We start from the raw sequence: 25118 nt of genomic DNA on the forward strand, positions 1-25118 counted from the left end.
GTCCTGGGGTGCGGTTCACCCGGATTTCCATCCGTTTCTTCGACTGGCACAGCCAGGTCGCGCCCGATTGATGATCGTGCACCAGCGATAATATCGATCCATCCGCAAGGCAAATGCTGGAGATCCCGAGGTTCAGGCGGCGGCGCCTTCGCACAAATCGAACCGATCGGTTCGTCTTCTGTTGACGGACCGTGCAGCATGTGGTGAACGCCGGCTCGGTGAACGGTCGCGCCCGGCGGTGGGGGTTTCTGCCAACAATCTGATTTTGATGAATAAAATTATGACCGCGGAGGCTGTTTGTCGAATTTCAAGGGCCGAAATCGCACGATCCGTGGAACATCTTCGTGATTGGAATCCGTGGCGGGGCAAACCCATCTCGGGGTGGTCCGAGCGACGCGAAATTCCTCCCAAGGGCACGCCACCAGACGGACAGAACAAAGAAATACTGGAGTAAGCAAAATGACCAAGATCGCTCTTACCGCCGCCGCCATGCTCGTTGCCACGGGCACTGCTTTCGCCGGCAGCGACAATTACGGCTCTTACAATGCCAACCAGCCGGTTCCCAACCAGTCGCCTTCGAGCCAGTCGACTTTCAACATCGACACCTCGCACACCGGCTCCATCCTGAAGCCCTCGAAGGCACAGGGCGACGCCAACGCCAAGGTGCCGGCTGAGTCTGGCCAAGGCATCTGGGGCCGCTAATCTAGGCTAGTCGTGACTACCAAGTCTGACTACAAAGAGCGGTGGGCTTGGCCCGCCGCTCTTGTTTTTTGCGCGGAGTAGCGCCAGCCGGGGGCGCTGGCTCAAGCCGCCAATCCTCGCCGTCGGCAACAAACAGTTCAGTTCTCGCCCAAAAATAAAATCGGATTGGCCGGGGTCCGCTGCATGGCAGGCTTGGTCTGCCGCGCCTGGATCCTAGCCCAGGTCCTTCGGCCGCAGACAATGTGTCAGCCGGGCGCAGGACAGGCCGGACCAGTCGCCCTCGAAGACGAAGCGCGCGAGGGCTGCCGTCGGGAACTTTTCCTCGAGCTTCTTGCGCGCCTTGGCCTCCGACCCTGGCCCGGCAAGCTGGTTGGCCAGATCTTCCAGGCCCGGATTGTGGCCGATCACCAGCAAGCTGCCGCCCGACGGGTCGGCTTGACGAAGCTGGTTCAGAATATCCGCCGCTGAAGCATCGTACAGCGCCTTGGCGAATACGACCTGGGCATGGGCAGGCAGTTCCGCCGCCACCAGCCGCCAGGTGTCGCGGGCGCGCAGTGCCGGCGACACCAGCGCCAGTTCCGGCAGCCAGTCGCGCGCCGCAAGCTCGCGCCCCATCAAGTGTGCCGCCTTCAATCCGCGGTCGGTGAGCGGTCGGTCGAAATCATCGAGTGCCGGATCGTCCCAACTCGATTTGGCGTGGCGAAGCAGGAGAAGCTGTTTCATCGCCACGCTCTCGACTCACGGCGTGATGCGCGCCAGATGCTCGAGGTCGGCTTCCTCGCGCAGCGGGTCGGGGGCCATCACCACCGAGGTGCTGTTGTCGGCATCGTCGGCAAAGTGGGCAAGTATGGTGCGGCCGGCCTCCATGCGCGCCTTGCCTTCGGCGACCAGCCCCAGCGCCAGCGGATAGAGCCGGTGCTCGGTCTTCAGCACGCGGGCAGCCAGTGTATCCGCATTGTCGCCGACCATCACCGGCACGGCCGCCTGGGCGATGATCGGGCCGTCATCCATCTCGGAGGTGACGAAATGCACGGTGCAGCCATGGATGCGCACCCCGGCGGCGAGTGCGCGCGCATGAGTATCGAGCCCCTTGAAAGCCGGCAGCAGGGCAGGGTGGATGTTGATCATGCGGCCCTGCCATTTCTGGACGAAGCCGGGGGTGAGAATGCGCATGTAGCCGGCCAGCGCCACGATCTCGGCGTTGAATGCCGCGAGCGCCGCGTCGATGGCGGCATCATGCGCCTGCTTGCTGCCATGGTCGGCGCGCGAGATGACCTGCGTGGCGATGCCGCGCGCCCTGGCTATGCCGAGGCCGGCGGCGTCGGCGTTGTCGGAAATGACGCCGACGATCTCGGCCGGGAAGGCCGGATCGCTGGCCGCCGCGATCAGCGCGGTCATGTTGGAGCCGCGCCCCGAGATCAGGACAACGGTACGTTTCCTCTGTACGCTCATAGGCTGATCGAGCCCCGATAGATCACGCCGGCATCTCGGCGAGGCACGATGCGGCCGATCGGCGTCACCGTCTCGCCGGCCTCCTGCAGCACGGCGGCGACCTGCGCCGCCTGGCCGGACGCGACCGCCAAAATCATGCCGATGCCGCAATTGAAGGTGCGCATCATCTCTTCCGGCGCGACGCCACCGGTCTTGGCCAGCCACGAGAACACTGGAGGGACGTCGATCACCTCGAGGTCGAGCTCGGCCGAAAAATCCTTGGGCAGCACGCGCGGAATGTTTTCCGGGAAGCCGCCGCCGGTGATGTGGGCGAGCGCCTTGATGCCATGCGTGTTGCGGATGGCCTTGAGGATCGACTTGACGTAGATGCGGGTCGGCTCGAGCAGCGCCTCTGCCAGGGTGGCCTCGTCGTTGAACGGCGCCGGATCGCCCCACGCCAGGCCGCTGACGGCGACGATGCGGCGCACCAGCGAATATCCGTTCGAATGCAGGCCCGAGGAAGCGAGGCCCAGCAGAACGTCGCCTTCGACGATGTCGTCGGTGGGCAAGAGCTGGCCGCGTTCCGCCGCGCCCACCGCAAAGCCGGCAAGGTCGTAGTCGTTGCCATGATACATGCCGGGCATCTCGGCCGTCTCGCCGCCGATCAGCGCGCAGCCGGCCTGGCGGCAGCCCTCGGCGATGCCGCCGACGATCGCGGCACCCTGGTCGGGATCGAGCTTGCCGGTGGCGAAATAGTCGAGGAAGAACAGCGGTTCGGCTCCCTGCACGACGATGTCGTTGACGCACATGGCGACGAGATCGATGCCGATCGTGTCGTGCTTGCCGGCATCGATGGCGATCTTGAGCTTGGTGCCGACGCCGTCATTGGCCGCCACCAGCACCGGATCCGTGAAGCCGGCGGCCTTGAGGTCGAACAGGCCGCCGAAGCCGCCGATCTCGCCATCGGCGCCCGGCCGGCGCGTCGCGCGCACCAGCGGCTTGATCTTCTCGACCATGACATTGCCCGCGTCGATATCGACGCCGGCCTCGGCATAGGTGAGCCCGTTCCTGCGCTTGCTCGTTTTGGGCTGGCCCATTTCGGGCTGGCTTGTGTCGCGCTTGCTCATCGCAATTTTCCTGCTCGTTTGCGGGCTCTTCGCATGAACGGCTGCGCCTCGCAAGGATGACGACAGAATGGTTGGCTTTTACCCCGATAAAAACGAGGCGATGGCGCCCCTTGTGCAAAATCCCCTCCGCCCTCGTTTTCTCATCGGAGGCAAAATCTCGCGTCTCCATTTTCGCCTCACCCCTTTGCATCCTTGTATGTAGTTGTTGTTGGTGCTCTGTTGCCATGCATCAGGCATTGGGGGACAAGGCATGCTCAATCCTTCGCAACAGATCATGAGACTAGGCTTCGGATTCGCCGTGTCACAGGCGCTGCGCGTCATTATCGAACTCGGCATCCCCGATCTCCTGGCTGCCAGCGAGCGGTCGGTAGATGAACTGGCGGCTGCCACTCAATCGGATGCTGACTCGCTTTATCGTGTGATGCGACTTCTCGCGCCTGAAGGGGTGTTTAGGGAAGTGCTGCCCCGTCATTTCGAGTTGACGGAGGTTGGTGCGGTGCTGCGCTCCGATCGGCCGGGTCCCCGTGACTTCATCCGTATGATCAACAGCGAGGCCTATCTTGCCTTCGAGCAGCTCCTGCATTCTGTCCGCACCGGAAAGCCGGCCTTCGACAAGGTGTTCGGGAGCCCAAGGTTTGACTGGCTGTCGGAACATCCGGAGCAGGCTGCCTTGTTTCAGCGTGCCATGGTCGCCCTGAGCCAGGGCAGTAACGAGGCCGTTGCCGAAGCCTATGATTTCAAGCCGTTCACGCGGATCGTCGACGTTGGCGGCGGACATGGCCAGCTTCTCTCGGCGATCCTGGCTCGCAACCCTCATCTGGACGGCGTGCTTTTCGATCTGCCTTCGGGCGTCGCGGCAGCACGTCAGGGTGCCGGAGGCGACCTGCCGCGTACCGAATTTGTCGCCGGTAATTTCTTTGAGAGTGTTCCCACCGGGGACGTCTACGTCATCAAGAAGGTCGTTCACGATTGGGATGATGGGCGTGCCGTGGAGATCCTGCGGAATTGCCGCAAGGCAATGCTGCCGAACGGCAAGGTGCTCGTGGCCGAGACGCTCGTGCCGCCAGGTGACGAACCGAACCAGATCAAGGGTATCGACGTGGTCATGCTCGCCGTCACTGGCGGCCTAGAAAGAACGCGGGTCCAATATGCAAGCTTGTTCGACGTCGCCGGGCTACGCCTTGAACGAGTGATTCAGACCCAAGGACCCATTTCCATCCTTGAGGCATCCGCGGTCTGACCAAAGAAGTTGTCGCCGCGAGCCCAGGTCGCGGGTCTTCGCTGTCCAGCGACCGCACCTTTTCCGTGAAGGTAGGGATATCGCATGTCGAGATGGCCGGCAGGGCATAGGGGTTCAAACAGACCTTTGCCATGTCTGGCGCTTCTCCCTTGCGATCCTCCTTCGTCTCCATCATTTATCGGCAAGCAAACCCAACAGGCACGCATTTGACCGTCCCCAATCTGATCACCATCCTGCGCTTTGTTCTGGTGCCGGCGGTGGTGCTGGCAATGCTGCAGGCGCGCTGGGACTGGGCCTTTGCCGGGTTCCTCGTTGCCGGCATTTCCGACGGCGTCGACGGTTTCATCGCCCGCCGGTTCAACCAGCAGTCAACGCTCGGCACCTATCTCGACCCGATGGCCGACAAGCTGCTGCTGGTTTCGGTCTTCGTCGTCATGGGCTTCATCGGGCAATTGCCGCTCTGGCTCGTCGTGACCATGGTGTCGCGCGACGCGTTGATCGTCTGCGCCGTTGTGTTGTCCACCGTCATGGCCCATCCGGTCGAGATGAAGCCGCTTTTCGTGTCGAAGGCCAACACCGCCATCCAGATCGTGCTGGCCTCGGTGGTGCTCGGCGAACTTGCCCTGTCGGTTCACCTCGACCCGCTAAGGCCAGGCCTCATATTGCTGTCCGGGGTCTTGACCGTGGCTTCGGCCGCGGCCTATCTCGTGGCTTGGCTGAGGCATATGAGCGGCTATGGCGAAGGCTCCAAACCGGGCACCTGATCAAGAATCCATCGAAGCGGCCGCCGAGGCCGCGGCGGCAGGCGAGACTGCGTCCCTGGCGTTTCGCCGCCAGATCCGCTTCTGGCTGATCAGCGCCGTCCTGCTGGCGCTGTTCCTCTACGTCTTCTCAGGCATCCTTTTGCCGTTCGTCGCCGGCATGGTGCTGGCCTATTTCCTCGATCCGGTCGCCGACCGGCTGCAGCGGCTCGGCCTGTCGCGCTTCATGGCGACGGTGGTCATCCTCATCACCTTCCTTATCGTGCTGGTGCTGGCCTTCGTCATCCTCATTCCGGTGCTGGCGACGCAGATGGCCGATTTCGCCGGCAAATTGCCGGAATACCTGACCCGGCTGCAGAGCCTGATCACTTCTTTCGATCCGAAATGGCTGGAACAGAAGTTCGGTGTCAACGCCAATGGCTTGCGCGACGGACTGAATTCGCTGCTGACCTCCGGCTTCGGCCTGCTCACCACGGTCTTCACCTCGATCTGGAGTTCCGGCGTGGCGCTGGTCTCGGTGGTCAGCCTGTTCGTGGTGACGCCGGTGGTCGCCTTCTACATGCTGCTCGACTGGGACCGCATGGTGGCGGTCATCGACAGCTGGGTGCCGCGCGACAATGTCGCGACGGTGCGCGCCATCGCCAAGGACATCAACACCGCCACCGCCGGCTTCGTGCGCGGCCAGGGTACGCTGTGCCTGGTGCTGGGCGCCATGTACGCCACCGGGCTGACGCTGACCGGGCTGAATTTCGCCATCCTCATCGGCCTGTTCGCCGGGCTGATCTCCTTCATTCCCTATGTCGGCTCGCTGACCGGGCTGGTGCTGGCCGTCGGCGTCGCCTTCGTTCAGTTCTGGCCGGACTGGACGATGATCGTCGCCGTCGCGGTGGTGTTCTTCATCGGCCAGTTCATCGAGGGCAACATCCTGCAGCCGCGGCTGGTCGGCAAAAGCGTCGGCCTGCATCCGGTGTGGCTGATGTTTTCGCTGTTTGCCTTCGGCGCGCTGTTCGGCTTCGTCGGCTTGTTGATCGCGGTGCCGGCTTCCGCTGCCGTTGCCGTGCTGGTGCGGTTTGCCATAGCCCGCTATCTCGAATCGCCGCTTTACAAAGGTCACGGCGCGGGGCCTGTGCCACAGCTTCCGGCCGATCGCGGCGGCGGCCACCGCACGCAACCGCGTCGCTGACGTGACTGCCCAGCCAACCGATCCGCCGCGCCAGTTGCCGCTCGATCTCGGCCATGGCACCGGCTATTCGCGCGACGAGCTCGTCGTCTCCGGCACCAACAACCAGGCTGTAGCCTTGGTCGATCGCTGGCCGGACTGGCCTTCGCAGGTGGTGGTGCTGGCCGGTCCCGCAGGCTCGGGCAAGACACATCTGGCCTCCATATGGCGCAAACGCGCCAACGCGGTTGCGATCGACGCCAAGCGTATCGGTGACAGCATCGCCAATCTCGGCGCCCGCCCGGCACTGATCGACGATGTCGATACCGGAGCGGTTGATGAACATGGCCTGTTCCATCTGATCAATGCGGTGCGTGGTGCCGGGTCCACGCTGCTCCTGACGGCGCGACGCTTTCCCTCGGCCTGGGGTGTCAGGCTGCCTGACCTTTCCTCACGGTTGAAGGCGGCGGCGACGGTGGAAATCCATGAGCCCGACGATCTCTTGCTTGCCGGCGTCATCACCAAGCTGTTCGCCGACCGCCAGGTCGAGGTCGAGCCTCATGTCGTGCAATACCTGGTGCGCCGTATCGAGCGCTCGCTGGCGACAGCGATGCGCGTGGTGGAAAGGCTGGATCGCACCGCGCTCGAGCGCAAGACGCCGATCACGCGCACGCTCGCCGCGGAAACCGTCAGTGCCATGGATGAAGGGCAGGGCGAGTTCGAGATTTGAGGGCGCCGCCGGGTCAGCGAGAGACGAAACCCTGCTCGGCCATGCAACCGCGAAACACTTCGTGCGACGTGATTGCATGAGTTTGCCGGCTGACCCCGGTCCTGCCTGCGCTCCAAATCAGGTTGTAGGCCCTGGGAGTGAGGCGCTTGGGCTCTCACCCGGCGAGCTTGCCTTCAAATGCATCGAGCGATCGCCGGTACCGCGGCGGTGGACATTCCCAACGGCAATCATCAGCTTCCATTCGATGGTCTATCTCTCTGCTGAGATGTGGACCATCGAATGGTCCATAAGGAGCGACCAATGCAAGTATCTGTCACCGACGCCAAGGGGCAGCTGACCGAGTTGGTGCGCCGTGCGGAGGCGGGCGACGAGGTCATTCTGACCCGTCACGGCCATGCCGCGGTGCGGCTGGTTCCCATCAAGGCAATGCTCGACAAGGTGGGCCGCCGGGCGCTCCTGGAAGCCGTGCGTGCGGCAGGGGCTGCCAAGGCGAAGGCCGGACCGTCCGCTGCCCGTAGCCAGGATTTCCTCTATGGTGATGATGGCCTGCCCGAATGATCGCGGTCGATACCTCGGCTCTCATGGCGATTGTTCTTGATGCGCCCGATGCGAACCTGTGTATCGCCGCCCTCGAAGCCGGGGATGACGTTCTGATTTCCGCCGGCACCGTGGCCGAAGCCTTGATCGTCGCGGCACGACGCAATGTCGGTGAAGAGTTGTCCGGCCTGATCGACGGACTTGGTTTCGAGATAGTGGCGGTGACGCCGGCCTCGGCGCGCCGCATCGCCGAGGCTTATGCTCGATGGGGCGAGGGCAACCACCCGGCTGGACTCAATTTCGGCGACTGCTTCGCCTACGAAGTGGCGAAGGAGCATGCCTGCCGCCTGCTTTATGTCGGCGGCGATTTTTCTAAGACCGACATAGAGAGTGTGCTCTAGGAACCGGAGCAGGGTGACCATCGCCGGGGCATTTGCATTGCCAGGGATGGTGGATGGTCGGAGTGGAGAGATTCGAACTCCCGACCCTCTGGTCCCAAACCAGATGCGCTACCAGGCTGCGCTACACTCCGAACGGTCTGTTGCCTATTCATTTCAGTGGAGCATGGCAAGTGCAAAAACCTTGCCGCCATGCGCATTGCGCAGTAATGACGGTCGAAGGGTGGCGATGCTGCCTTGCACAATAACGAGGTGGCCATGTCCGCGCGCATTTTCAGCCCTGCCAAAACCGCGATGCAGTCCGGCAAGGCCAAGACCGGCTACTGGGTGCTGGAATTTGACCCCGAGATGCGCAAGAAGATCGACCCGCTGATGGGCTATACGACGTCGGGAGACATGAGAAGCCAGATCAGGCTCACCTTCGATACGCGCGAAGAGGCGGTGGCCTACGCCGAAAAGGAAGCACTCGCCTACCGCGTCGAGGAGCCGAAAGAGACCAAGCGCCGCCAGATTTCCTATGCGGAGAATTTCCGCTATGACCGCAGGACGCCCTGGACGCATTGAACAGCGGCCAGCGTCAAGCATCCAGCCGGCCCAAAGGCCGGCTAGCGGTCCCGTAGCTCAGCTGGATAGAGCACCGGCCTTCTAAGCCGATGGTCACAGGTTCGAATCCTGTCGGGATCGCCAGTAATTTCAAAGACTTGTGCCGGTATTCTGATCAATGCCGCAAGCCCTGGCATCCAGCGACGGCCAGCGCCGCAACCCTATGCAGCAGGGAATCCAGTCTGGCCTTGCAGCCCATTCGGCGCGGCGATCCGGAATTATTTCGTGATCTGGCAGGGTTGGAACCTTAGCTCCCATAGCGCGTTCGGGGCCTTGTATTCGCGGTGCCTATTAAAAAGGCAATGTGCGGGCCGGCGAATGGGTGGGGCAAAACAAGCGCGGGTTGGGGGAGGAGAAGCCAGGCTATGTCGAAACGTGAAATTGGAACGTCCCCTTCGTTGGGGCGGCGTATCGCTGAACTCAGGGCGAGAATGCAGGATGCGGAAATTTCCGACCATGAGATGAAAACGTTTCACAAGGTCGCCGCCATCATGGGGCCGGGCGACGGCTCCCTACGGCTGGATGCCGACGACCTAATCGCGGCATCCTTCGTTGTCGAGACGCTGGGCGAACAGGCGTCCAACCGCTGACATTTCCCTCCATCAGCCCGAAGTTCTGATCGCGAGAGCCAGCGCGGCCGCCGTCAGCGGCCGTTGCCTTGCCGCCCGATATTCAATTGGAGGGAAAGTCTTATCAATTTGTTTGCGTTGGTCCGTCATGGTAGCGGCGACTAACGGAGTTGAACGCGATGAGGATCGATCTGTCGCCGACGGGTTGGGGCAGGGTGATCGCTGTGACCATCGCCGGTACGGCATTCTTCATTGCCGTGGCGTTCTTCGTCGATTCTTTCAATTTCCCCTATCTGTCGCGCGAGGCCGTGTGGCGGGCGCAGATGACCGACCTGATGCTGCCTTTGGTGCTGGGCGGCTCGTTTTTGTTTTTCCTCATGTGGAAGATCCGCCAGTTGGCCATCGCGCAGCGCGACCTCAGCGTCATTGCCGCGACCGACAGCCTGACGGCGGTGCTGAACCGTGGTGCCTTCTCGATGCTGGTCGAGGCCTATCTCGAGCAGACCCGCAAGCAGGAGCAGACCCGTTCGGGGGCGCTGCTGATCATCGACGCCGACCACTTCAAGTTGATCAACGACCGCCTGGGCCATGACTGCGGCGACCAGGCGCTCAAGCTGATAGCGCAGGCGATCAAAGGGCAACTGCGTGGCGGCGATATTGTCGGCCGCATCGGCGGCGAAGAATTCGGCGTGTTTCTTCCCGGCGTGGATCCCTCGCAATCCTGGGTGGTTGCCGAAAGCATCCGCCGGCGTATCAGGGAGATGGACTTTTCGCCCGGTGGCAGACCTTGCCCGCTTTCCGTCAGCATCGGCGGCACGAGCTTTACCGGACCGATCACCTATCAGGAAATCTTCTCCGCTGCGGACAGAAGGCTTTACACGGCCAAGTCGAACGGGCGCGATCAGGTCAGCTTCGATCCGGCGGCGGCCGCCCCGGTGCCTCAACCCAGCGTCGCTACGGTGCATTGAGAGCAAAGGCGACCGTCGCGATCAGTCCAGATCGCCCACGAAAATAGCGACTCATTCGTCCGATCTGAGCCGATGACGCGATCTGGCGTCACCGCCGCTCCGTTTCTCCAGCGAATAGATCGACGCATTCTCTCGTGCTGTGGCTCGACTTTAATTCGGCTTGCGCGGCAATTCGGCATGCGCAGCGCATTGAGACCTTTTCAGTGCGTTGCCGTGAATGTATTGCTTTCTGACCATTGGCCATAAGAGTCATTCAAGAACCCACTCATGAAAATATTTCCTTCAATTGAAAAAGCGCTTCGACGCTCGCGTGATAGAGTGTTTGAGCGGCTTCGATCCTTTGATCAGTTTCGGCAGATCAGCTTGCTGACGATAAACAACGATATAGTACTAGTTACCAGGCAGTTTGCTGATCATAAGCTGACATTCTCTCCGCACGAAACAATAGGAAAGAGTTTATTCAAGAATGGTCACTTTCAACGTGGACTGGCGGACAGGGTACTAGAGATTGTTGGAAAGCCAGGAGGGAAGACTCTTTTAGAGATTGGCGCAAATATTGGTACGCATAGTGTATATTTGACGCGTAGCGGCCAGTTCGATCGGCTAATTTGCGTTGAGCCGGAGCCAAGAAACGTCAAACTACTGAAACAGAATCTATTTCTCAATGATTTGACAGATAAAACAATAGTTGTGGAGTGCGCGGTGGGCGATCACAACGGCGTCGTTGATTTTTATTTCAACGAAAGAAATTATGGCGCAAGCAGTATGATCAAGCCAAAAGACAACGCGTGCTCAACGCGAGTGCCGCTCCGTCGCGTGGATGATATTCTGCGTGGGGTGAACGTTAGCCCTGACGACATCGGTCTTGTCTGGATGGACATCGAGGGTGCCGAACTGGGAGCGTTGAAGTCCATGAGGGAACTGGTTGATCGTCGCATTCCGATCTTGATGGAGTATGTGCCGTCTTGGTACGGGCCATCAGAAGCGAACGAAATGACCGCATATCTATCTCAGCACTATGGGCGCTGCGTCGTCTTCAGCGGGAAGTCGGAAAGAGAGATGGACATTCGCAATTTGCCTGGCGGGGAGAGCGATATTCTTCTGCTGCCGTAAAGCTCGTCACACCGCATAACAGGCTGGTGTCGGCGGCCTTTTTGTTTCCCGTAACCCGGGACTCGCCAACGTGCGGTGAAGGAAAGCTGCCTCGGATCGCTTTCCTTGACGTTGCCTTATCGCCGTGCTTCTTCCGCCTCGGTGATTATGGGGCACCGCTGAAAACATTCCCGCTTTCCTAAGTTCCCTAAGCATCCGGGCGGCGGTCCAGTCACGGGCCTTCTCAATGCCGGCGAACGAATGGCGGGACGAGACAAGGCAAGGTCAGCGCGGCAACAATGATCCATCTATTCAATGGCTTTCAGAGCCCCTTTGGCGGCAGTGACCTCGAGACGCTGGAACTCTATCGGCTGTTGAGCGCGGACGCGGAGGTGCGTCTGTGGGCTACCTCCTCCAGGGTGTCCGGCGAGTTGATGCGACACTCACCAATTCGCCGCATCTCGCCGCTAACGCGGAACGTGCCGGATGGCGGCACCTATGTCTTTCTCGGAGCGCATTGGCGCAACAAAATATGGCCTTACCTGATCCCGCGGCCGCGCCGGGTGATCTACGTCTTCAACACCTTTCACCCGAAAGTCATCGCGCTGACGGCGCGCATGCCCCGCATGCTGAACTGGCCCGAAGCCGAACTGGTGCTGATTTCCGATTTTCAAAAAAGCGTGCTTCAAATCGACGGTGTCGTGCATCCGTCGCCGATCGAGATCGGACGTTTTTCACCAAGGCTGGTCCGACCGGATGGTCCGTTCACGGTGGGGCGGCTGAGCCGCGATGCGCCGGACAAGCATCACGCCGACGATGCGCCGCTTTACGAGGCATTGCTGGCGGATGGCGCTGCGGTGCGGATTCAGGGCGGGATGCCGCTGAAGGAGCGGCTCGCGCTCCATCCGCGATTGGAACTCCTGCCGCAGGGCCAATTTGCCGCCGAACAGTTCCTGTTGAAGCTGGACGCATTCTACTATCGCACCGGCTCGCATGTGGTGGAGACGTTCGGTCGCGTGGTGTTGGAGGCGATGGCCTGTGGTTTGCCCGTGGTCTGTCATTCGCATGGCGGCTACGCCGACCACATCAGGCATGGCGAAAACGGCTTCCTGTTCGAGACGACGCAACAGGCGGCGCGGATCCTGGCCGATCTCAAAGCCGATCCGAAACTGCGGGCGACAGTGGGTCGCGAGGCGCGGCAGACGGTCGAGCAGTTGTTTTCGCCGCAGGCACTGCGACGGCGGCTGGATTTCTATCTGCGTTAGCGGCACATCATCCGTCGGGCTTCGCGGACACCCTCGGCGCAACACGTGTCCGTGTGTTGTCAACGATCTCGACATCGCGTTAAAGCCGGCATGCAGGCGGACCATCGGGGCGGACAGCCAGCGCGCACCACAGGCTGAGCAGGACTTCTTACCGATGACATTGATGAGCGCGGCGGCTCTGCTGATCCTTGTCCTGACTTACGCCGGTGTCGCCATTGGCCGCATCCCCGGCCTGCGTCTCGACCGTGCGGGGATCGCGCTGCTCGGCGGGGCCGCGATGATCGCCATCGGCGCGCTCAGCATGGAGGACGCCTACCGGGCGATCAATTTCGACACCATCACGCTTCTGCTCGGCATGATGATCGTGGTGGCGCATCTGAAAGTGTCGGGCGCCTTTCGCGGCCTTGGCGCCATCGCCATCGAGCACGCGCATGCGCCCTTCATACTTTTGGTGATGGTGACGCTGCTGACCGGCGTGCTGTCGGCCTTCCTGGTTAACGACGCCATCTGCCTTGTCATGGCGCCGATCGTCGTCCACGTCACCCGCGTCATCAAGCGCAACCCGATCCCCTATCTGATCGCCACCGCCACCGCGTCGAATTGCGGCAGCGTCGCCACCATCACCGGCAATCCGCAAAACATGGTCATCGGCGCGCTGTCGGGCATTTCCTATCCGGCCTTTTCGGCGGCACTCGCTCCGGTCGCTCTGTTCGGCCTCGTCGCGGTCGTTGTCATCATCCGCGTCGTCTACCGGGCCGAATTCGCCCGAAAGGTCCAATTGACGCCCGAGGTCTCGCGTGGCCGCATGCACAAGCGGCAGGTGCTGAAGGCGGTGGTGGTGTGCATCGGACTGGCAATTGCCTTCTTCGCTGGTGTGCCCGTCGCCAAGGCGGCACTCGTCGGCGGCGCGATCCTCTTGCTCACCCGCGCCATCAAGCCGGAACGCATCTACCGCGAGATCGACGGTCCGCTGCTGTTCATGTTCGCCGGCCTGTTCATTGTGGTCGCCGGCGCCGAAAAGACGCTGCTTACATCAGACATGATCGCCTCGGCAAAGAACCTCGGGCTGGACGATGTCTGGCGCCTGTCGGGCTTCACCGCGGTGCTCTCCAACATCATGAGCAATGTCCCGGCAGTGCTGGCGCTGCGGCCTTTCATTCCCGGCCTCGAAAACCCCGAGCGCGCCTGGCTGGTGGTCGCCATGAGCTCGACGCTGGCCGGCAATTTCACGCTGCTTGGCTCGGTCGCCAATTTGATCGTCGCCGAACAGGCACGGGCCGCCGGCACGCCGCTGTCATTCGGCGCCTTCTTCAAGGTAGGCTTGCCCTTGACGCTGATAACGCTGGCGGCCGGCACCGCATGGCTGGCGCTTGGGTTCTAGATCTAGTCGCTTGAAGTCCGCGCCCGCACAAGCGTCGCCGCGGCGCGGCCGGCCGCCTCGATATAATCGGGGTTGCGGTGGATCAGCATGATCGAAAACGAGCCGTCGATCAGGACTACGATCTCGCGCGCCAAGGCTTGCGGCTCCCCGACGCCGCGATCGGACAATTCGCCAGCCAGCCATGTTTCGAAATTCAACTTGTGCCGCGACCCGACCTTGATCGCCGGATGTCCGGGCATCGAGGCGAGTTCCGCGGCCGTGCGCAGGAAACCGCATCCTTTCCATTTCGGATGGCGGGCGGCCCGTGCCAGATTGGTAAAGATCGCCTCGACCTTGCGATCCGCGCCGCCTTCGGCAGCATCGAACCAGCCGGCCATCCGCTTCAGATTGGGTTGGTCGCGGCCATCGAGATATGCGGCGATGAGGTCGTCCTTGCTCTTGAAATGGTAGTAGAGCGTCCGCTTGGTGAGACCCGCCGCCTCGGCGACGGCATCGACGCTGACGCGACCGATTCCTTCGGCGTAGAAGAGCCTGGTCGCGGCATCGACAATGCGTTTGCGGGTGGGGCTTTGTGCGTCAGGCATGAGCTTAAGTATACCGACTAGTGAATATACACAAGCGCCAAAGGGCATAGTCTTCCGGCCATCAGCATGATGGAGAAGGAAGAGCCAATGACCGATCTTGTCCTCAACGAGACCAGGGATGGGATTGCCATCCTCACCCTCAACCGGCCGGAGAAACTCAATGCGCTGAACTATGCCCTGATCGATCGCCTGCTTGCGATCCTCGACGACATTGAAATCGACGACGGCGTCCGGGCGGTCATTCTTACCGGAGCAGGGGAGCGGGCGTTTTCGGCGGGTGGCGACATCGCCGAGTTCTCGGCCAGCGTGGCGCTTGGCGTCGATGTCGCGATGCGGGACTTCGTCATGCGCGGGCAGCGCCTGACGGCAAGGCTGGAAGCCTTCCGCAAACCCGTCATCGCCGCCGTCAACGGCATTGCCTTTGGTGGCGGCTGCGAAATCACCGAGGCGGTGCCGCTGGCCATTGCCAGCGACCGGGCTTTGTTCGCCAAGCCGGAAATCAACCTTGCGATGCCGCCGACTTTTGGTGGAACGCAGCGCTTGCCCAGGCTCGCAGGGCGCAAGCGGGCGCTGGAACTGCTTTTGACCGGCGATTGGTTCCCGCCGCGGCGCGCTCTCGAACTTGGCCTCGTCAACGAGGTGGTGCCGCATGGCGATTTGATGCCGGCCGCAATCGGCCTGGCCAGGCGTATCCTGCGGCACTCCGATCTGGCGATCGCGAGCATCCTCACGGCGGTGGCGCGCGGCCTCAACCAGAGCATCGCCGACGGCCTGCTGGTCGAGGCCGAGCAGTTCGCCCGCATGGCCTCGACAGCCGATTTGCGCGAAGGGCTCGATGCCTGGATCGAGCGGCGCGAGCCGCGCCATAAGGGCACATGGACGCATATCGCGCGGCCTGACGAGCCCAGGCGAGCCTCGCTGGCGTCGGATCAGGGCGCCACCACCAGCCGGCCTTTCATATTGGGGTGAAAGCGGCAGAAATAGTCGACCGATCCCGCGGCTTTCAATGTCAGGCTCGCGGATTTCTTCGGCGGGATCGTCACCTCCCAGCCACCTTTCAAAGTGGCCGTGTGGGCGAACGCGTCCTTGTTCACCCACTCGATCGTGTCGCCGACCTTCGCCTCGACGGCGGCCGGCGAGAACACCAGTTTGTCGATGGTGACCTGGATGGTTTCAGCTTGCGCCGGGACGATACCGCCGGCCAGCATCAACGCAATCCACAGATTGCGTTTCGGCATGCTCCCGGTCCTTGCTTCAGCATGCCGGCGATGTGTTCGGCATGCTGAGATTGAGAGATTGGACGCTGTTGCCGGCAAAAGGTTCCCGAAGATCTTTCTCCGGGTCCGGCGGGGTTAAGCTACCGCATCCAATGAAGGCTTGTCAGCAGCCTGCAGGCGCGCCGTGGCCGCCAGGAGATCGGTCTGGGTGATCAGCCCGAGAATCCGCTCGTCGTCGTCGACGATGATCACCGCATGGCTGCGGCCATTGGTGAGCACGGGCAGCAGACCCATGGCGGCGAAATCGGCGGCGGCTGTCGCCGCCGGCGATATCACGGATCCAACCGTGCCTGAGGCCAGGGTCAGTTCCCGCAATCCCACGGTGCCCGCCAGCCTTGCCTCCGCGTTGACGACCGGCAAGGTGCGGATGTTGTGGTCGAGCAGCAATTGGCGCGCCGCCTCGGCTGAGGTGTGTGCGTCGACCGAGATTACATCGCGCGACATGATGTCCTCACACAGAACGGTCTTGTGCGCGCGCACCATCGCCTGCAATTCGACTTGCCGCAGCAGCCGGTCGAGATCGCCGCGATCGATATCGAATGTCTCGTCGAGTGCGCCAAGCGCGGCATCGATGTCTTCGGACCGGAAGCCGACGCGCGACTGTGCAGGCGGATCGCTGGTGCCATGGCTATTCGTCGGTGCTGCAACCGGCACATGCGGATAATTGCGCCGGGCCAGTCTGTGGAAGCCGTAGCCGAGCGCCACCAGCAGGATCGAGTTCAGCGCCACCGGCACGAATGGGAACAGGAAGCCGGCGCTGATGACGGCGGGCCCTCCCAGCACCGCGGTCAGGGCGGCGGCTCCGCCCGGTGGATGCAGGCAGCGCGTGAACGACATGGCGGCGATGGCCAGTGCCACCGCGATGCCGCTGGCAAGCGCGGTTTCGTGGATGAAATGCGCCACGATCACGCCGACCAGTGCCGATATCGTGTTGCCGCCGATGATCGACCATGGCTGCGCCAGCGGGCTGGCGGGGACGGCGAACAGGAGCACGGCCGACGCCCCCATCGGCGCCACCAGCAGCGGCACATGCGGACCGTTGCCGAGCACAAGGCTGGCGATGACGCCGGTGAGTGCAATGCCGATCGTCGCGCCGATGCAGGCGACAAGGCGCTCGCGCAGCGTCGCGCCGGCAAGAATGGGAACAAAGAGGCGGAAGGCCATGACGTCGAAAAACTCTGCCGTATTCCAGGGGAAGTCGAAAGTGTACTGTTCGCACCGCAATGACGCGGCAACATTGGATTTGAAAGCCAAACTGATCCGGGAAACAGCAGTTTGAGGGAATAGAATTCCGCTACGCAGCCGCCGCGGCGGTCAGGCCGCGCGAAATGTCGGCCTTCAGGTCGTCGACATCCTCGAGGCCGATCTGCAGGCGGATCAACGGACCCTCATAGGGCGCTTTCGCGACAACGCGGTCGCCGAGCCAGACCGGCACGGCAAGGCTCTCATAGCCGCCCCAGGAATAGCCGAGGCCGAAGATCCGCAGTGCGTCGAGGAAGGCGTGCTGCTGCTTCTGGCCGCCGCCGGCAAGGACGATGGAAAAGATGCCGCTCGAACCGGAGAAGTCGCGCTTCCACAAATCGTGGTCCGGGTGGCTGGGTAGGGCAGGGTGGAGCACGCGCGCCACGCCTTTCTGGCCTTCGAGCCAGGAGGCGATGGCGAGCGTGCTGCGCTGATGATGCTCCAGGCGCACGCCCATGGTGCGCAGGCCGCGCAGCACCTGGTAGACGTCGTCGGGTCCGGCACAGCAGCCAAGCGTGCAGAAGCTTTCATAGAGATGCTTCCAGCAGCTCTCATTGGCCGACACCGTGCCCAGCAGCACGTCGGAATGGCCGGCCGGGTACTTCGTCGCCGCATGGATCGAGATGTCGACGCCGTGGTCCAGTGGACGGAAATACAGCGGCGTCGCCCAGGTGTTGTCCATCATGACGATGGCGCCCGCGGCGTGCGCCGCCTTGACGATGGCCGGGATGTCCTGCACCTCGAACGTATTGGACGCTGGAGATTCCGTGAACACCACCTTGGTGTTGGACTTGATCAACGCCGCGATGCCGGCGCCGACCTCGGGAGCGTAGTATTCGACCTCGATGCCCAGCCGCTTCAGCATCGTGTCGGCGAAGTTGCGGGTCGGGTGATAGACGGTATCGACGATCAGCAGATGGTCGCCCGCCGACACGAAGGCGAGCAGCGGCACGGTCACCGCCGCCAGGCCCGATGGCACCACGATCGTGCCGGCCGAGCCTTCCAGCGCGTCTATGGCGTGGGCAAGGGCATCGGTCGTCGGCGTGCCGCGCGTGCCGTAGGTGTATTTCTGGCTGCGTGCCGCCATCGACGCCGCGTCACGAAAAAGCACGGTCGAGGCATGCACCACCGGCGGATTGACGAAGCCGAAATAGTCATGCGGATTGTTGCCTGAATGGGCGAGCCGCGTGTTGATGCCCATCCCGCCGCTAAAGTGTTCGCTGCCGTCTTTCGCCATTCCGCGTCGCCTTGTTGACAAGCCGCTAGCCATAGTGCGGCGTCATGGACCGTGCAACAGCCACCGGCCGCCAGGGGATGGACTTCGAATATGCCAATTCGTCGCGGCAAACGGTGGCGATGCGGGGAGTGACGCGACCCCGGCGGTGCGTTGTAGGCAACAGCGCCAGTCTCCGCCGACAGGGCAACGAACTCGGGTTCCCTCGCAGCCTTCGCCGGCGCGTTGGCTGACGGAGCATCAACCGAAAAACCCGCCTGTGCGGCGGGTCACTGGCGCAAATCAGCACCATGGAGGAATATGTACCATAGCTGAGGTCATGGAATCAAGAAAAAATTCCTATCGTGAAAAGCTGCCGGCACAAAAACTGCCAACACCGCCGAACTGGCTGTCGTCAGGTCTTTTATTAACCTGAATTCGGAGCCCTATCTCCGCCGATCGGCCTATTGTGGACGATTGCGAAAGATATATAATCGTCTGCTAATATTAATCGCCGGATTGCTTCGATCAGATGCTGCCGGATGGTTGTTGCCGGTTGTCCTTCTGGTCCTCCACGATCCGGATCGCGTTCACGAAGCGTGCGCGCGGCAAGGGGAGGAATGCCATGCCCGACGTCAAATGGACAATGAAGGCGCGCGAATTCACCAACTGCAACTGCGCCTATGGCTGCCCGTGCCAGTTCAACGCCATGCCGACATACGGTTTCTGTGAAGCGGTTGCTGGCATGGAAATCGAGAGTGGCCATCACGGCGACACCAAGCTCGACGGATTGCGGTTCGTCGGAATTTTCCGCTGGCCCGGCGCCATACACGAGGGCAGGGGCGAAGCCGCTGTGGTTATCGACGACAGGGCGACCGAGGCCCAGCGTGGTGCGCTGCTTCGCATATTGGGCGGTCTGGATACCGAACCAGGTGCGACGATATTCCAGGTCTTTTCGACCACGCTGGAGAAATTCCACGATCCGATCTTTGCCCCGATCGAATTCAAGGTCGATGTCGGCGCGCGAACCGCGCGGCTGCACGTCAACGGCGTAACCGACGGCCATGGCGAGCCGATCAAGAATCCGGTCACCGGCGCGGAACACCGGGCGCGCATCGACCTGCCGCACGGCTTCGAATACGCGATCGCCGAAGTCGGACGTGGCTGGACCAAGACGACGGGCCCAATCAAGTTCGAACTGGCCGATTCGCACAGCCATTTCGCCAATCTGCATCTCACGCAGAGTGGCATCGTGCATTGACCTGATCCAATGACCGACACAGCCCTCGAGGCGGTGCTGCGGCGCGACCGCGCGGTCGTAACGGCCGCGCTCGTCGTGATTGCCGTGCTCGCCTGGGCCTACGTGCTGTGGCTCGCCGCCCACATGGTCATGCCCGGCTCCCCCTTGCCGGACAGCGCAGGCAGTGACATGGCGGGAGTGGACATGTCGAACATGGGCGGCATGGATATGGGCGCCACGGTGGCGCCCGGTTTTCGGGCATGGGCATCGGCCGATTTCGCTTTCATCTTCACGATGTGGGCGGTGATGATGGTCGGCATGATGACGCCTTCGGTCGCGCCGATGCTGCTGCTCTATGCCGGCGTCGCTCGCAAGGCGCGAGCGGATGGCCGGCCTATCGCTTCGACGGGATGGTTTTTTGCCGGCTATCTCGCCGTCTGGGTCGTGTTCAGCATCGTGGCGACCGGTGCGCAATGGCTGCTCGCCCGTCTTGCCCTGCTCGATCCCTCGATGGCGACCGACAGCGCGATCCTCGGTGGGCTCGTCCTGATCGCCGCTGGTCTCTATCAATGGACGCCGATCAAGGGCGTCTGCCTGCGCCAATGTCAGGCGCCGATCGCGTTCCTGACCAGCCATGGCGGGTTCCGCTCCGCTCCGCTCGGCGCACTTCGGCTCGGCGTCGATCATGGCGCCTATTGTCTCGGTTGCTGCTGGGCGCTGATGGCTCTGCTGTTCGTCGGCGGCGTCATGAACGTGCTCTGGATCGCCGGCATCGCCATCCTTGTCTTGCTGGAGAAAACGGTCCCGACCGGGCAGTTGATCCCGCGCGTTTCCGGCGCGTTGATGGCTGCTATCGGAACCTGGCTCGTCTTTCGGGCGCTTTGAAAACGATCCTTGTCTCAAGGCGATATTGGCTCGCAACCGCCCAATATGCGTTGGATACCATTGCGCCGGGTCAGTAACGCCGAGGTATTGCCTGGGATGAATCTCGCCTGCCGCGGCCTGCATTTGCGTTGTATGAGCTTTGCCGTCTTTATTTGCGCTGCTGACTAATTCGCGGGCGCGTTTGTCTGCAATTCAGGCATTTGCGGCAATCGGTTTTCAAACTCCTTCGGTTTCGGTCATTTCCCTTGACCTCACAGGAATTATCGCCTTCGATGACATTCGTGAATGGGAGGCTGCGCGTCGGTTACCGATGCGGGGTTCCGGGAATGGGCCGGAACGGGAACTGCATTCACACGGGAAAAAGGTCAGGGTTTGCCCTGAAAAACAGAGAAAAGGGTCTGTGGGTCATGAAACATATTGCTATCGGCATTCTTGGCGCCGCCACGCTTGGGTTGATGGTGTCGGCCGCGTCGGCGGCCACGCTCGATACCGTCAAGGCGAAGGGTTTCATCCAGTGCGGCGTCTCGACAGGCCTGGCCGGCTTCTCGGCGCCGGACGACAAGGGTGACTGGCAAGGCATCGATGCGGATTTCTGCCGCGCTGTCGCGGCCGCCGTCTTTGGTGACGGCACCAAGGTCAAGTTCACGCCGCTCAGCGCCAAGGAGCGGTTCACCGCGCTGCAGTCCGGCGAGATCGACATCCTGTCGCGCAACACCACCTGGACCATCAACCGCGACACGGCGCTTGGCCTGAATTTCATCGGCGTCACCTACTATGACGGCCAGGGTTTCATGATCAATGCCAAGAAGCTGCCGGGCGTCAATTCGGCGTTGCAGCTTTCCGGCGCCGCCGTCTGCGTGCAGAGCGGCACCACCACCGAACTCAATCTGGCCGACTATTTCAAGGCCAACAAGATGGAGTACAATCCGGTCGTCTTCGAAAAGCTGGAAGAGGTCAACGCCGCCTATGACGCCGGCCGTTGCGACGTCTACACCACCGACCAGTCGGGCCTCTACGGCATCCGCCTGACGCTGGGCTCGCCGGCCGACCACGTCGTGCTGCCCGAGATCATCTCCAAGGAGCCGCTCGGACCGGCCGTGCGCCAGGGCGACGACCAGTGGTACCACATCGTCAAGTGGACCTATTTCGCACTGTTGCAGGCGGAAGAGCTTGGCATCACCAAGGCCAATGTCGACGAAATGAAGAACTCGCCCAGCCCGGAGATCAAGCGCGTGCTTGGCCAGGAAGCCGATACCAAGATCGGTACCGATCTCGGCGTCTCCAACGACTGGGTCGTCAACATCGTCAAGGCCGTGGGCAATTATGGCGAAATGTTCGAACGCAATGTCGGTTCGGGCAGCCCGCTGAAGATCGCGCGCGGCATCAACGCGCTGTGGACCAAGGGTGGCCTGCAGTACGCTCCGCCGATCCGCTGATCGAAATGTGATCCGGGAGGCAGGTCGTCTGCTTCCCGGTTTCTCTTTCCAGGGGACGGTCGAATGGCATCGCAGGAAGTTCTTCGCGAGGAGCCCAGCCGCGGTTCCTTCATCAACGATCCGAGGGTCCGGGGCGTATTCTTCCAGGCGGTGGTCGTCGTCGTGCTGGTGGCTGGCGTCTGGTGGATTGCCCACAACGTCATCGACAATCTGACCCGGCTGCACATCGCGTCGGGCTTCGGCTTCCTCAAGGGCCGCGCCGGCTTCGACATAAGCGAAAGCGCCATCGCCTATTCATCGGATTCGACCTATGGCCGTGCCATCCTGGTTGGTTTCCTCAACACCGTGATCGTCGCCGTCGTCGGCATAATCACCGCGACAATCATCGGCTTCATTGTCGGCATCGGCCGGCTTTCGCAAAACTGGCTGATCAGGAAGATCTGCACGGTCTATGTCGAGGTGTTCCGCAACATCCCGCCGCTGCTGGTCATCTTCTTCTGGTATTCCGGCGTGCTTGCCGTGTTGCCGCCGCCGCGCGAGAGCATCAATTTGCCGTTCGGCTCCTTCCTCAACCAGCGCGGCTTCTATTTTCCACGCGCCGTCTGGGGCGACGGCTCGTGGCTGATCTTCGTCGCTCTGCTTGTCGGCATCGCCATGGCGTGGTTCGTCGCGCGCAAGGCGCGGCAGCGGCAGATGGCGACCGGCCAGCAATTTCCGGTGTTTTGGACGTCCGCCGCGGTGATCGTCGGGCTGCCGCTGCTCGCCTATGCGCTGAGCGGCTTCCCCTTGAGTTTCGATTACCCGAAGCAATCGACCTTCAACCTGACCGGCGGCTTCCAGGTCAGGCCGGAGTTCCTGTCGCTGTATCTGGCGCTGTCCTGCTATACCGCCGCCTTCATTGCCGAGATCGTACGCGCCGGCATCAGGGGTGTCAGCACGGGCCAGACGGAAGCTGCCGGTGCGTTGGGGTTGCGGCCCGGATCGATCCTGCGGCTGGTCGTCGTGCCGCAGGCCATGCGCATCGTCATTCCGCCGCTGACCAGCCAGTATCTCAACCTGACCAAGAACTCGTCGCTCGCCATCGCCATCGGCTACCCGGACCTGACGGCGACCGCCGGCACGGTGCTGAACCAGACCGGCCAGGCGGTCGAGGGCGTGGTGATCATGATGGTGATCTATCTGGCCATCAGCCTTCTGACCTCGGTTGTGATGAACTGGTTCAACGCCAAGATGGCGCTGGTGGAGAGGTGAGGTAAGGACATGCAAGAACATGATATGTCCTGGGTGCGCAGCGAAATGGCGCTGGCGCAGCCAGCGCCTGCCGGCGTCACGGGTTTCGGCGCGTGGGTGCGCAAGAACCTGATCGCTTCCACCGGCGACACCATTATGACCATCGTCGGCATCGCCCTGGTGGCGATGATCCTGCCGCAAATCATCAACTGGGCGTTCATCAACGCTGTGTGGACCGGGCCGGACCGGACCGTATGCGCCACCGTGACGCAAGGCGGCGTCCAGCCGGAGGGCTGGACCGGCGCCTGCTGGGCTTTTGTCAATGCCAAATTCGGCCAGTTCATGCTCGGGCGTTATCCGATCGAGGAGCGCTGGCGTCCGATCCTGGTCGCCATCCTGTTCGTGGCGCTGCTGGTGCCGATGCTTATCCCGAAGGTGCCGCGCAAGGGCCTGAATGCCATTCTGCTGTTCTTTGCACTGCCGATCGTCGCCTTCATCCTGCTGGTCGGCGGCATGTTCGGCCTGCCGCATGTCGAAACCTCGCTGTGGGGCGGGCTGCTGGTGACGCTCAGCCTGTCCTTCGTCGGCATTGCCGTGTCGCTGCCGCTGGGCATCGTGCTGGCGCTCGGCCGCCGTTCCAAGATGCCGATTATCAAGACGCTGTGCGTCGTTTTCATCGAGACGGTGCGCGGCATCCCGCTGATCACCGTGCTGTTCTTCGCCAGCGTCATGCTGCCGCTGTTCCTGCCGGCCGGCGTCTCGTTCGACAAGTTCCTGCGCGCTTTGATCGGCGTGTCGCTGTTTGCCGCCGCCTATATGGCCGAAGTGGTGCGCGGCGGACTGCAGGCGATCCCCAAGGGACAGTATGAAGGTGCGGATTCGCTCGGCCTCGGCTATTGGCAGAAGATGTATTTCATCATCATGCCGCAGGCACTGAAATTGGTGATCCCGGGCATCGTCAACACCTTTATCGGCATGTTCAAGGACACCAGCCTGGTCATCATCATCTCGATGTTCGACCTGCTCGGCATTGTGAAGCAGAACTTCTCCGACCCAAACTGGGCAACGGCGCAGACGGCCAGATCTGGCCTGATCTTCGCGGCCTTCGTCTTCTGGCTGTTCTGCTTCGGCATGTCGCGCTATTCAATGTTCACCGAACGTCGGCTCGACACCGGCCACAAACGCTAAACAAAAGAACAAGGGGACCCTGTCATGGCCACCGAAAATGCCGTTAGCGCGGAAGAGATCAAGGTCAACGCCGCCAAGATGCAGATTTCCACCACCGATGTCGCCATCGACATCATCGCCATGCACAAATGGTATGGCGAATTCCATGTGCTGAAGGACATCAATCTGAAAGTGATGCGCGGCGAGCGTATCGTCATCTGCGGCCCTTCGGGCTCCGGCAAATCGACGATGATCCGCTGCATCAACCGTCTGGAAGAGCACCAGAAGGGCAAGATCATCGTCGACGGCAAGGAACTGACCAACGATCTCAAGAAGATCGACGAGGTCCGCCGCGAGGTGGGCATGGTGTTCCAGCACTTCAACCTGTTCCCGCATCTGACCATCCTCGAGAACTGCACGCTGGCGCCGATCTGGGTGCGCAAGACGCCGAAGAAGCAGGCCGAGGAAATCGCCATGCATTTCCTCAAGCGCGTCAAGATCCCGGAACAGGCCCACAAATATCCCGGCCAGCTGTCCGGCGGCCAGCAGCAGCGTGTGGCGATCGCCCGCTCGCTGTGCATGAACCCGCGCATCATGCTGTTCGATGAGCCGACTTCGGCGCTCGACCCGGAAATGATCAAGGAGGTGCTGGAGACGATGGTTGGCCTTGCCGAAGAAGGCATGACCATGCTGTGCGTCACCCACGAGATGGGCTTTGCCCGCAAGGTCGCCAACCGCGTTATCTTCATGGACCAGGGCCAGATCGTCGAGCAGAACACGCCGGCCGAGTTCTTCGACCACCCGCGCCACGAGCGCACGAAGCTGTTCCTGTCGCAGATCCTGCACTGATTGTTTTTCCACAGACGGAAGAAGCCCGGCCG

At 62.0% G+C, this 25118-nt stretch carries 27 protein-coding genes and 2 tRNA genes; 21 read left to right on the forward strand and 8 right to left on the reverse strand.

All coding sequences use genetic code 11. The features are described 5' to 3' along the window. Window positions 1-459 precede the first annotated feature (459 nt). Entirely contained in the window at window positions 460-702 is a 243-nt protein-coding gene (locus tag NKH02_RS26070; RefSeq protein ID WP_352882590.1) for a DUF680 domain-containing protein, read from the forward strand. Window positions 703-915: 213 nt separating this feature from the next. On the opposite strand, the gene NKH02_RS26075 is transcribed toward NKH02_RS26070, so the two are convergent. From NKH02_RS26075 to purM, 3 genes are read right to left on the reverse strand one after another with little or no spacing between them, the layout of a single operon-like run. Next, window positions 916-1425, reverse strand: coding sequence for a SixA phosphatase family protein (locus NKH02_RS26075; RefSeq protein WP_352882591.1), 510 nt, complete (start codon window positions 1423-1425; stop codon window positions 916-918). Between the two features lie 15 nt (window positions 1426-1440). Then, window positions 1441-2154 (reverse strand): phosphoribosylglycinamide formyltransferase, encoded by a 714-nt coding sequence (gene purN / locus NKH02_RS26080; protein ID WP_352882593.1) that lies wholly within the window; start codon window positions 2152-2154, stop codon window positions 1441-1443. Continuing rightward, the gene (purM, locus tag NKH02_RS26085) at window positions 2151-3260 is read right to left on the reverse strand and encodes a phosphoribosylformylglycinamidine cyclo-ligase (protein WP_352882594.1); all 1110 of its coding nucleotides are present in this window, start codon (window positions 3258-3260) and stop codon (window positions 2151-2153) included. The genes purN and purM overlap by 4 nt, the downstream gene beginning before the upstream one ends. A gap of 250 nt (window positions 3261-3510) precedes the next feature. Here purM and NKH02_RS26090 point away from each other — a divergent pair, with 250 nt between their 5' ends. The 6 genes from NKH02_RS26090 (at window position 3511) to NKH02_RS26115 (ending at window position 8088) form a co-directional block, all read left to right on the forward strand. Further along, window positions 3511-4500, forward strand: a complete 990-nt coding sequence (locus NKH02_RS26090; protein WP_352868027.1) for a methyltransferase — start codon at window positions 3511-3513, stop codon at window positions 4498-4500. Window positions 4501-4706: 206 nt separating this feature from the next. Continuing rightward, a complete protein-coding gene (locus tag NKH02_RS26095) occupies window positions 4707-5264 on the forward strand; it encodes a CDP-alcohol phosphatidyltransferase family protein (protein WP_352882595.1) in 558 nt (185 codons plus the stop codon). Then, window positions 5236-6444, forward strand: a complete 1209-nt coding sequence (locus NKH02_RS26100; RefSeq protein ID WP_352868023.1) for an AI-2E family transporter — start codon at window positions 5236-5238, stop codon at window positions 6442-6444. The genes NKH02_RS26095 and NKH02_RS26100 overlap by 29 nt, the downstream gene beginning before the upstream one ends. A 1-nt stretch (window position 6445) precedes the next feature. After that, window positions 6446-7150: a DnaA regulatory inactivator HdaA gene (gene hdaA, locus NKH02_RS26105; protein WP_352868021.1), complete on the forward strand. Its 705-nt coding sequence runs from the start codon at window positions 6446-6448 to the stop codon at window positions 7148-7150. Window positions 7151-7450: 300 nt separating this feature from the next. Continuing rightward, window positions 7451-7708, forward strand: coding sequence for a type II toxin-antitoxin system Phd/YefM family antitoxin (locus NKH02_RS26110; RefSeq protein ID WP_352882596.1), 258 nt, complete (start codon window positions 7451-7453; stop codon window positions 7706-7708). Then, the gene (locus tag NKH02_RS26115; protein ID WP_352882597.1) at window positions 7705-8088 is read left to right on the forward strand and encodes a type II toxin-antitoxin system VapC family toxin; all 384 of its coding nucleotides are present in this window, start codon (window positions 7705-7707) and stop codon (window positions 8086-8088) included. Before NKH02_RS26110 ends, NKH02_RS26115 begins: the two co-directional genes overlap by 4 nt. A 54-nt stretch (window positions 8089-8142) precedes the next feature. Here NKH02_RS26115 and NKH02_RS26120 read toward each other — a convergent pair. Next, window positions 8143-8219: transfer RNA gene (locus NKH02_RS26120), tRNA-Pro, on the reverse strand. 124 nt (window positions 8220-8343) lie between these two features. Between NKH02_RS26120 and NKH02_RS26125 the strand changes: the two genes are divergently transcribed. From NKH02_RS26125 to NKH02_RS26155, 7 genes are all read left to right on the forward strand, one after another. Beyond that, window positions 8344-8649 carry an ETC complex I subunit gene (locus NKH02_RS26125; RefSeq protein WP_056587179.1) on the forward strand — a complete coding sequence of 102 codons (306 nt, stop codon included), beginning with the start codon at window positions 8344-8346 and terminating at the stop codon, window positions 8647-8649. A gap of 46 nt (window positions 8650-8695) precedes the next feature. After that, window positions 8696-8772 (forward strand) — tRNA-Arg (locus NKH02_RS26130). Window positions 8773-9053: 281 nt separating this feature from the next. Continuing rightward, the gene (locus NKH02_RS26135) at window positions 9054-9278 is read left to right on the forward strand and encodes a hypothetical protein (protein ID WP_352868015.1); all 225 of its coding nucleotides are present in this window, start codon (window positions 9054-9056) and stop codon (window positions 9276-9278) included. A 158-nt stretch (window positions 9279-9436) separates the two neighbouring features. Then, window positions 9437-10225, forward strand: a complete 789-nt coding sequence (locus tag NKH02_RS26140) for a GGDEF domain-containing protein (RefSeq protein ID WP_352882599.1) — start codon at window positions 9437-9439, stop codon at window positions 10223-10225. 267 nt (window positions 10226-10492) lie between these two features. Continuing rightward, a complete protein-coding gene (locus tag NKH02_RS26145) occupies window positions 10493-11338 on the forward strand; it encodes an FkbM family methyltransferase (RefSeq protein ID WP_352882600.1) in 846 nt (281 codons plus the stop codon). Between the two features lie 278 nt (window positions 11339-11616). Next, complete coding sequence (locus tag NKH02_RS26150; RefSeq protein ID WP_352882602.1) at window positions 11617-12582, forward strand: glycosyltransferase family 4 protein; 966 nt, start codon at window positions 11617-11619, stop codon at window positions 12580-12582. A 154-nt stretch (window positions 12583-12736) separates the two neighbouring features. After that, entirely contained in the window at window positions 12737-13963 is a 1227-nt protein-coding gene (locus NKH02_RS26155; protein WP_352882604.1) for an anion transporter, read from the forward strand. A 2-nt stretch (window positions 13964-13965) separates the two neighbouring features. On the opposite strand, the gene NKH02_RS26160 is transcribed toward NKH02_RS26155, so the two are convergent. Beyond that, entirely contained in the window at window positions 13966-14547 is a 582-nt protein-coding gene (locus tag NKH02_RS26160) for a TetR/AcrR family transcriptional regulator (RefSeq protein WP_352882606.1), read from the reverse strand. Between the two features lie 87 nt (window positions 14548-14634). On the opposite strand from NKH02_RS26160, the gene NKH02_RS26165 reads away from it, so the two are divergent. Beyond that, entirely contained in the window at window positions 14635-15516 is an 882-nt protein-coding gene (locus tag NKH02_RS26165; protein WP_352882607.1) for a crotonase/enoyl-CoA hydratase family protein, read from the forward strand. On the opposite strand, the gene NKH02_RS26170 is transcribed toward NKH02_RS26165, so the two are convergent. The 3 genes from NKH02_RS26170 to NKH02_RS26180 form a co-directional block, all read right to left on the reverse strand. After that, window positions 15477-15785: a cupredoxin domain-containing protein gene (locus NKH02_RS26170; protein ID WP_352882609.1), complete on the reverse strand. Its 309-nt coding sequence runs from the start codon at window positions 15783-15785 to the stop codon at window positions 15477-15479. The genes NKH02_RS26165 and NKH02_RS26170 overlap by 40 nt on opposite strands. Before the next feature lie 114 nt (window positions 15786-15899). After that, window positions 15900-16988 carry an HPP family protein gene (locus NKH02_RS26175; RefSeq protein ID WP_352882610.1) on the reverse strand — a complete coding sequence of 363 codons (1089 nt, stop codon included), beginning with the start codon at window positions 16986-16988 and terminating at the stop codon, window positions 15900-15902. A gap of 130 nt (window positions 16989-17118) precedes the next feature. After that, window positions 17119-18303, reverse strand: a complete 1185-nt coding sequence (locus NKH02_RS26180) for a cystathionine beta-lyase (protein ID WP_352882611.1) — start codon at window positions 18301-18303, stop codon at window positions 17119-17121. Window positions 18304-18904: 601 nt separating this feature from the next. On the opposite strand from NKH02_RS26180, the gene NKH02_RS26185 reads away from it, so the two are divergent. From NKH02_RS26185 to NKH02_RS26210, 6 genes are all read left to right on the forward strand, one after another. Beyond that, a complete protein-coding gene (locus NKH02_RS26185) occupies window positions 18905-19540 on the forward strand; it encodes a DUF1326 domain-containing protein (RefSeq protein ID WP_352882612.1) in 636 nt (211 codons plus the stop codon). 9 nt (window positions 19541-19549) lie between these two features. Next, a complete protein-coding gene (locus NKH02_RS26190) occupies window positions 19550-20404 on the forward strand; it encodes a DUF2182 domain-containing protein (protein WP_352882613.1) in 855 nt (284 codons plus the stop codon). Between the two features lie 407 nt (window positions 20405-20811). Continuing rightward, the gene (locus NKH02_RS26195; RefSeq protein ID WP_352882614.1) at window positions 20812-21840 is read left to right on the forward strand and encodes an amino acid ABC transporter substrate-binding protein; all 1029 of its coding nucleotides are present in this window, start codon (window positions 20812-20814) and stop codon (window positions 21838-21840) included. A 63-nt stretch (window positions 21841-21903) separates the two neighbouring features. After that, window positions 21904-23091 (forward strand): amino acid ABC transporter permease, encoded by a 1188-nt coding sequence (locus NKH02_RS26200; RefSeq protein WP_352867977.1) that lies wholly within the window; start codon window positions 21904-21906, stop codon window positions 23089-23091. Between the two features lie 9 nt (window positions 23092-23100). Continuing rightward, complete coding sequence (locus NKH02_RS26205; protein ID WP_352867976.1) at window positions 23101-24258, forward strand: amino acid ABC transporter permease; 1158 nt, start codon at window positions 23101-23103, stop codon at window positions 24256-24258. Between the two features lie 78 nt (window positions 24259-24336). Then, window positions 24337-25086, forward strand: coding sequence for an amino acid ABC transporter ATP-binding protein (locus tag NKH02_RS26210; RefSeq protein ID WP_031260969.1), 750 nt, complete (start codon window positions 24337-24339; stop codon window positions 25084-25086). Window positions 25087-25118: the final 32 nt, after the last annotated feature.

The organism is Mesorhizobium sp. M1396, from assembly GCF_040317725.1.
Classification (GTDB): Bacteria; Pseudomonadota; Alphaproteobacteria; order Rhizobiales; family Rhizobiaceae; genus Mesorhizobium.

Bases quoted from the DNA above. Each gene is read 5' to 3' on its own strand.
- NKH02_RS26070 (WP_352882590.1), top strand. From the start codon at position 460: ATGACCAAGATCGCTCTTACCGCCGCCGCCATGCTCGTTGCCACGGGC.
- NKH02_RS26075 (WP_352882591.1), bottom strand. From the start codon at position 1,425: ATGAAACAGCTTCTCCTGCTTCGCCACGCCAAATCGAGTTGGGACGAT.
- purN (WP_352882593.1), bottom strand. From the start codon at position 2,154: ATGAGCGTACAGAGGAAACGTACCGTTGTCCTGATCTCGGGGCGCGGC.
- purM (WP_352882594.1), bottom strand. From the start codon at position 3,260: ATGAGCAAGCGCGACACAAGCCAGCCCGAAATGGGCCAGCCCAAAACG.
- NKH02_RS26090 (WP_352868027.1), top strand. From the start codon at position 3,511: ATGCTCAATCCTTCGCAACAGATCATGAGACTAGGCTTCGGATTCGCC.
- NKH02_RS26100 (WP_352868023.1), top strand. From the start codon at position 5,236: ATGGCGAAGGCTCCAAACCGGGCACCTGATCAAGAATCCATCGAAGCG.
- NKH02_RS26110 (WP_352882596.1), top strand. From the start codon at position 7,451: ATGCAAGTATCTGTCACCGACGCCAAGGGGCAGCTGACCGAGTTGGTG.
- NKH02_RS26115 (WP_352882597.1), top strand. From the start codon at position 7,705: ATGATCGCGGTCGATACCTCGGCTCTCATGGCGATTGTTCTTGATGCG.
- NKH02_RS26125 (WP_056587179.1), top strand. From the start codon at position 8,344: ATGTCCGCGCGCATTTTCAGCCCTGCCAAAACCGCGATGCAGTCCGGC.
- NKH02_RS26135 (WP_352868015.1), top strand. From the start codon at position 9,054: ATGTCGAAACGTGAAATTGGAACGTCCCCTTCGTTGGGGCGGCGTATC.
- NKH02_RS26140 (WP_352882599.1), top strand. From the start codon at position 9,437: ATGAGGATCGATCTGTCGCCGACGGGTTGGGGCAGGGTGATCGCTGTG.
- NKH02_RS26145 (WP_352882600.1), top strand. From the start codon at position 10,493: ATGAAAATATTTCCTTCAATTGAAAAAGCGCTTCGACGCTCGCGTGAT.
- NKH02_RS26150 (WP_352882602.1), top strand. From the start codon at position 11,617: ATGATCCATCTATTCAATGGCTTTCAGAGCCCCTTTGGCGGCAGTGAC.
- NKH02_RS26155 (WP_352882604.1), top strand. From the start codon at position 12,737: ATGACATTGATGAGCGCGGCGGCTCTGCTGATCCTTGTCCTGACTTAC.
- NKH02_RS26160 (WP_352882606.1), bottom strand. From the start codon at position 14,547: ATGCCTGACGCACAAAGCCCCACCCGCAAACGCATTGTCGATGCCGCG.
- NKH02_RS26165 (WP_352882607.1), top strand. From the start codon at position 14,635: ATGACCGATCTTGTCCTCAACGAGACCAGGGATGGGATTGCCATCCTC.
- NKH02_RS26170 (WP_352882609.1), bottom strand. From the start codon at position 15,785: ATGCCGAAACGCAATCTGTGGATTGCGTTGATGCTGGCCGGCGGTATC.
- NKH02_RS26175 (WP_352882610.1), bottom strand. From the start codon at position 16,988: ATGGCCTTCCGCCTCTTTGTTCCCATTCTTGCCGGCGCGACGCTGCGC.
- NKH02_RS26180 (WP_352882611.1), bottom strand. From the start codon at position 18,303: ATGGCGAAAGACGGCAGCGAACACTTTAGCGGCGGGATGGGCATCAAC.
- NKH02_RS26185 (WP_352882612.1), top strand. From the start codon at position 18,905: ATGCCCGACGTCAAATGGACAATGAAGGCGCGCGAATTCACCAACTGC.
- NKH02_RS26190 (WP_352882613.1), top strand. From the start codon at position 19,550: ATGACCGACACAGCCCTCGAGGCGGTGCTGCGGCGCGACCGCGCGGTC.
- NKH02_RS26195 (WP_352882614.1), top strand. From the start codon at position 20,812: ATGAAACATATTGCTATCGGCATTCTTGGCGCCGCCACGCTTGGGTTG.
- NKH02_RS26200 (WP_352867977.1), top strand. From the start codon at position 21,904: ATGGCATCGCAGGAAGTTCTTCGCGAGGAGCCCAGCCGCGGTTCCTTC.
- NKH02_RS26205 (WP_352867976.1), top strand. From the start codon at position 23,101: ATGCAAGAACATGATATGTCCTGGGTGCGCAGCGAAATGGCGCTGGCG.
- NKH02_RS26210 (WP_031260969.1), top strand. From the start codon at position 24,337: ATGCAGATTTCCACCACCGATGTCGCCATCGACATCATCGCCATGCAC.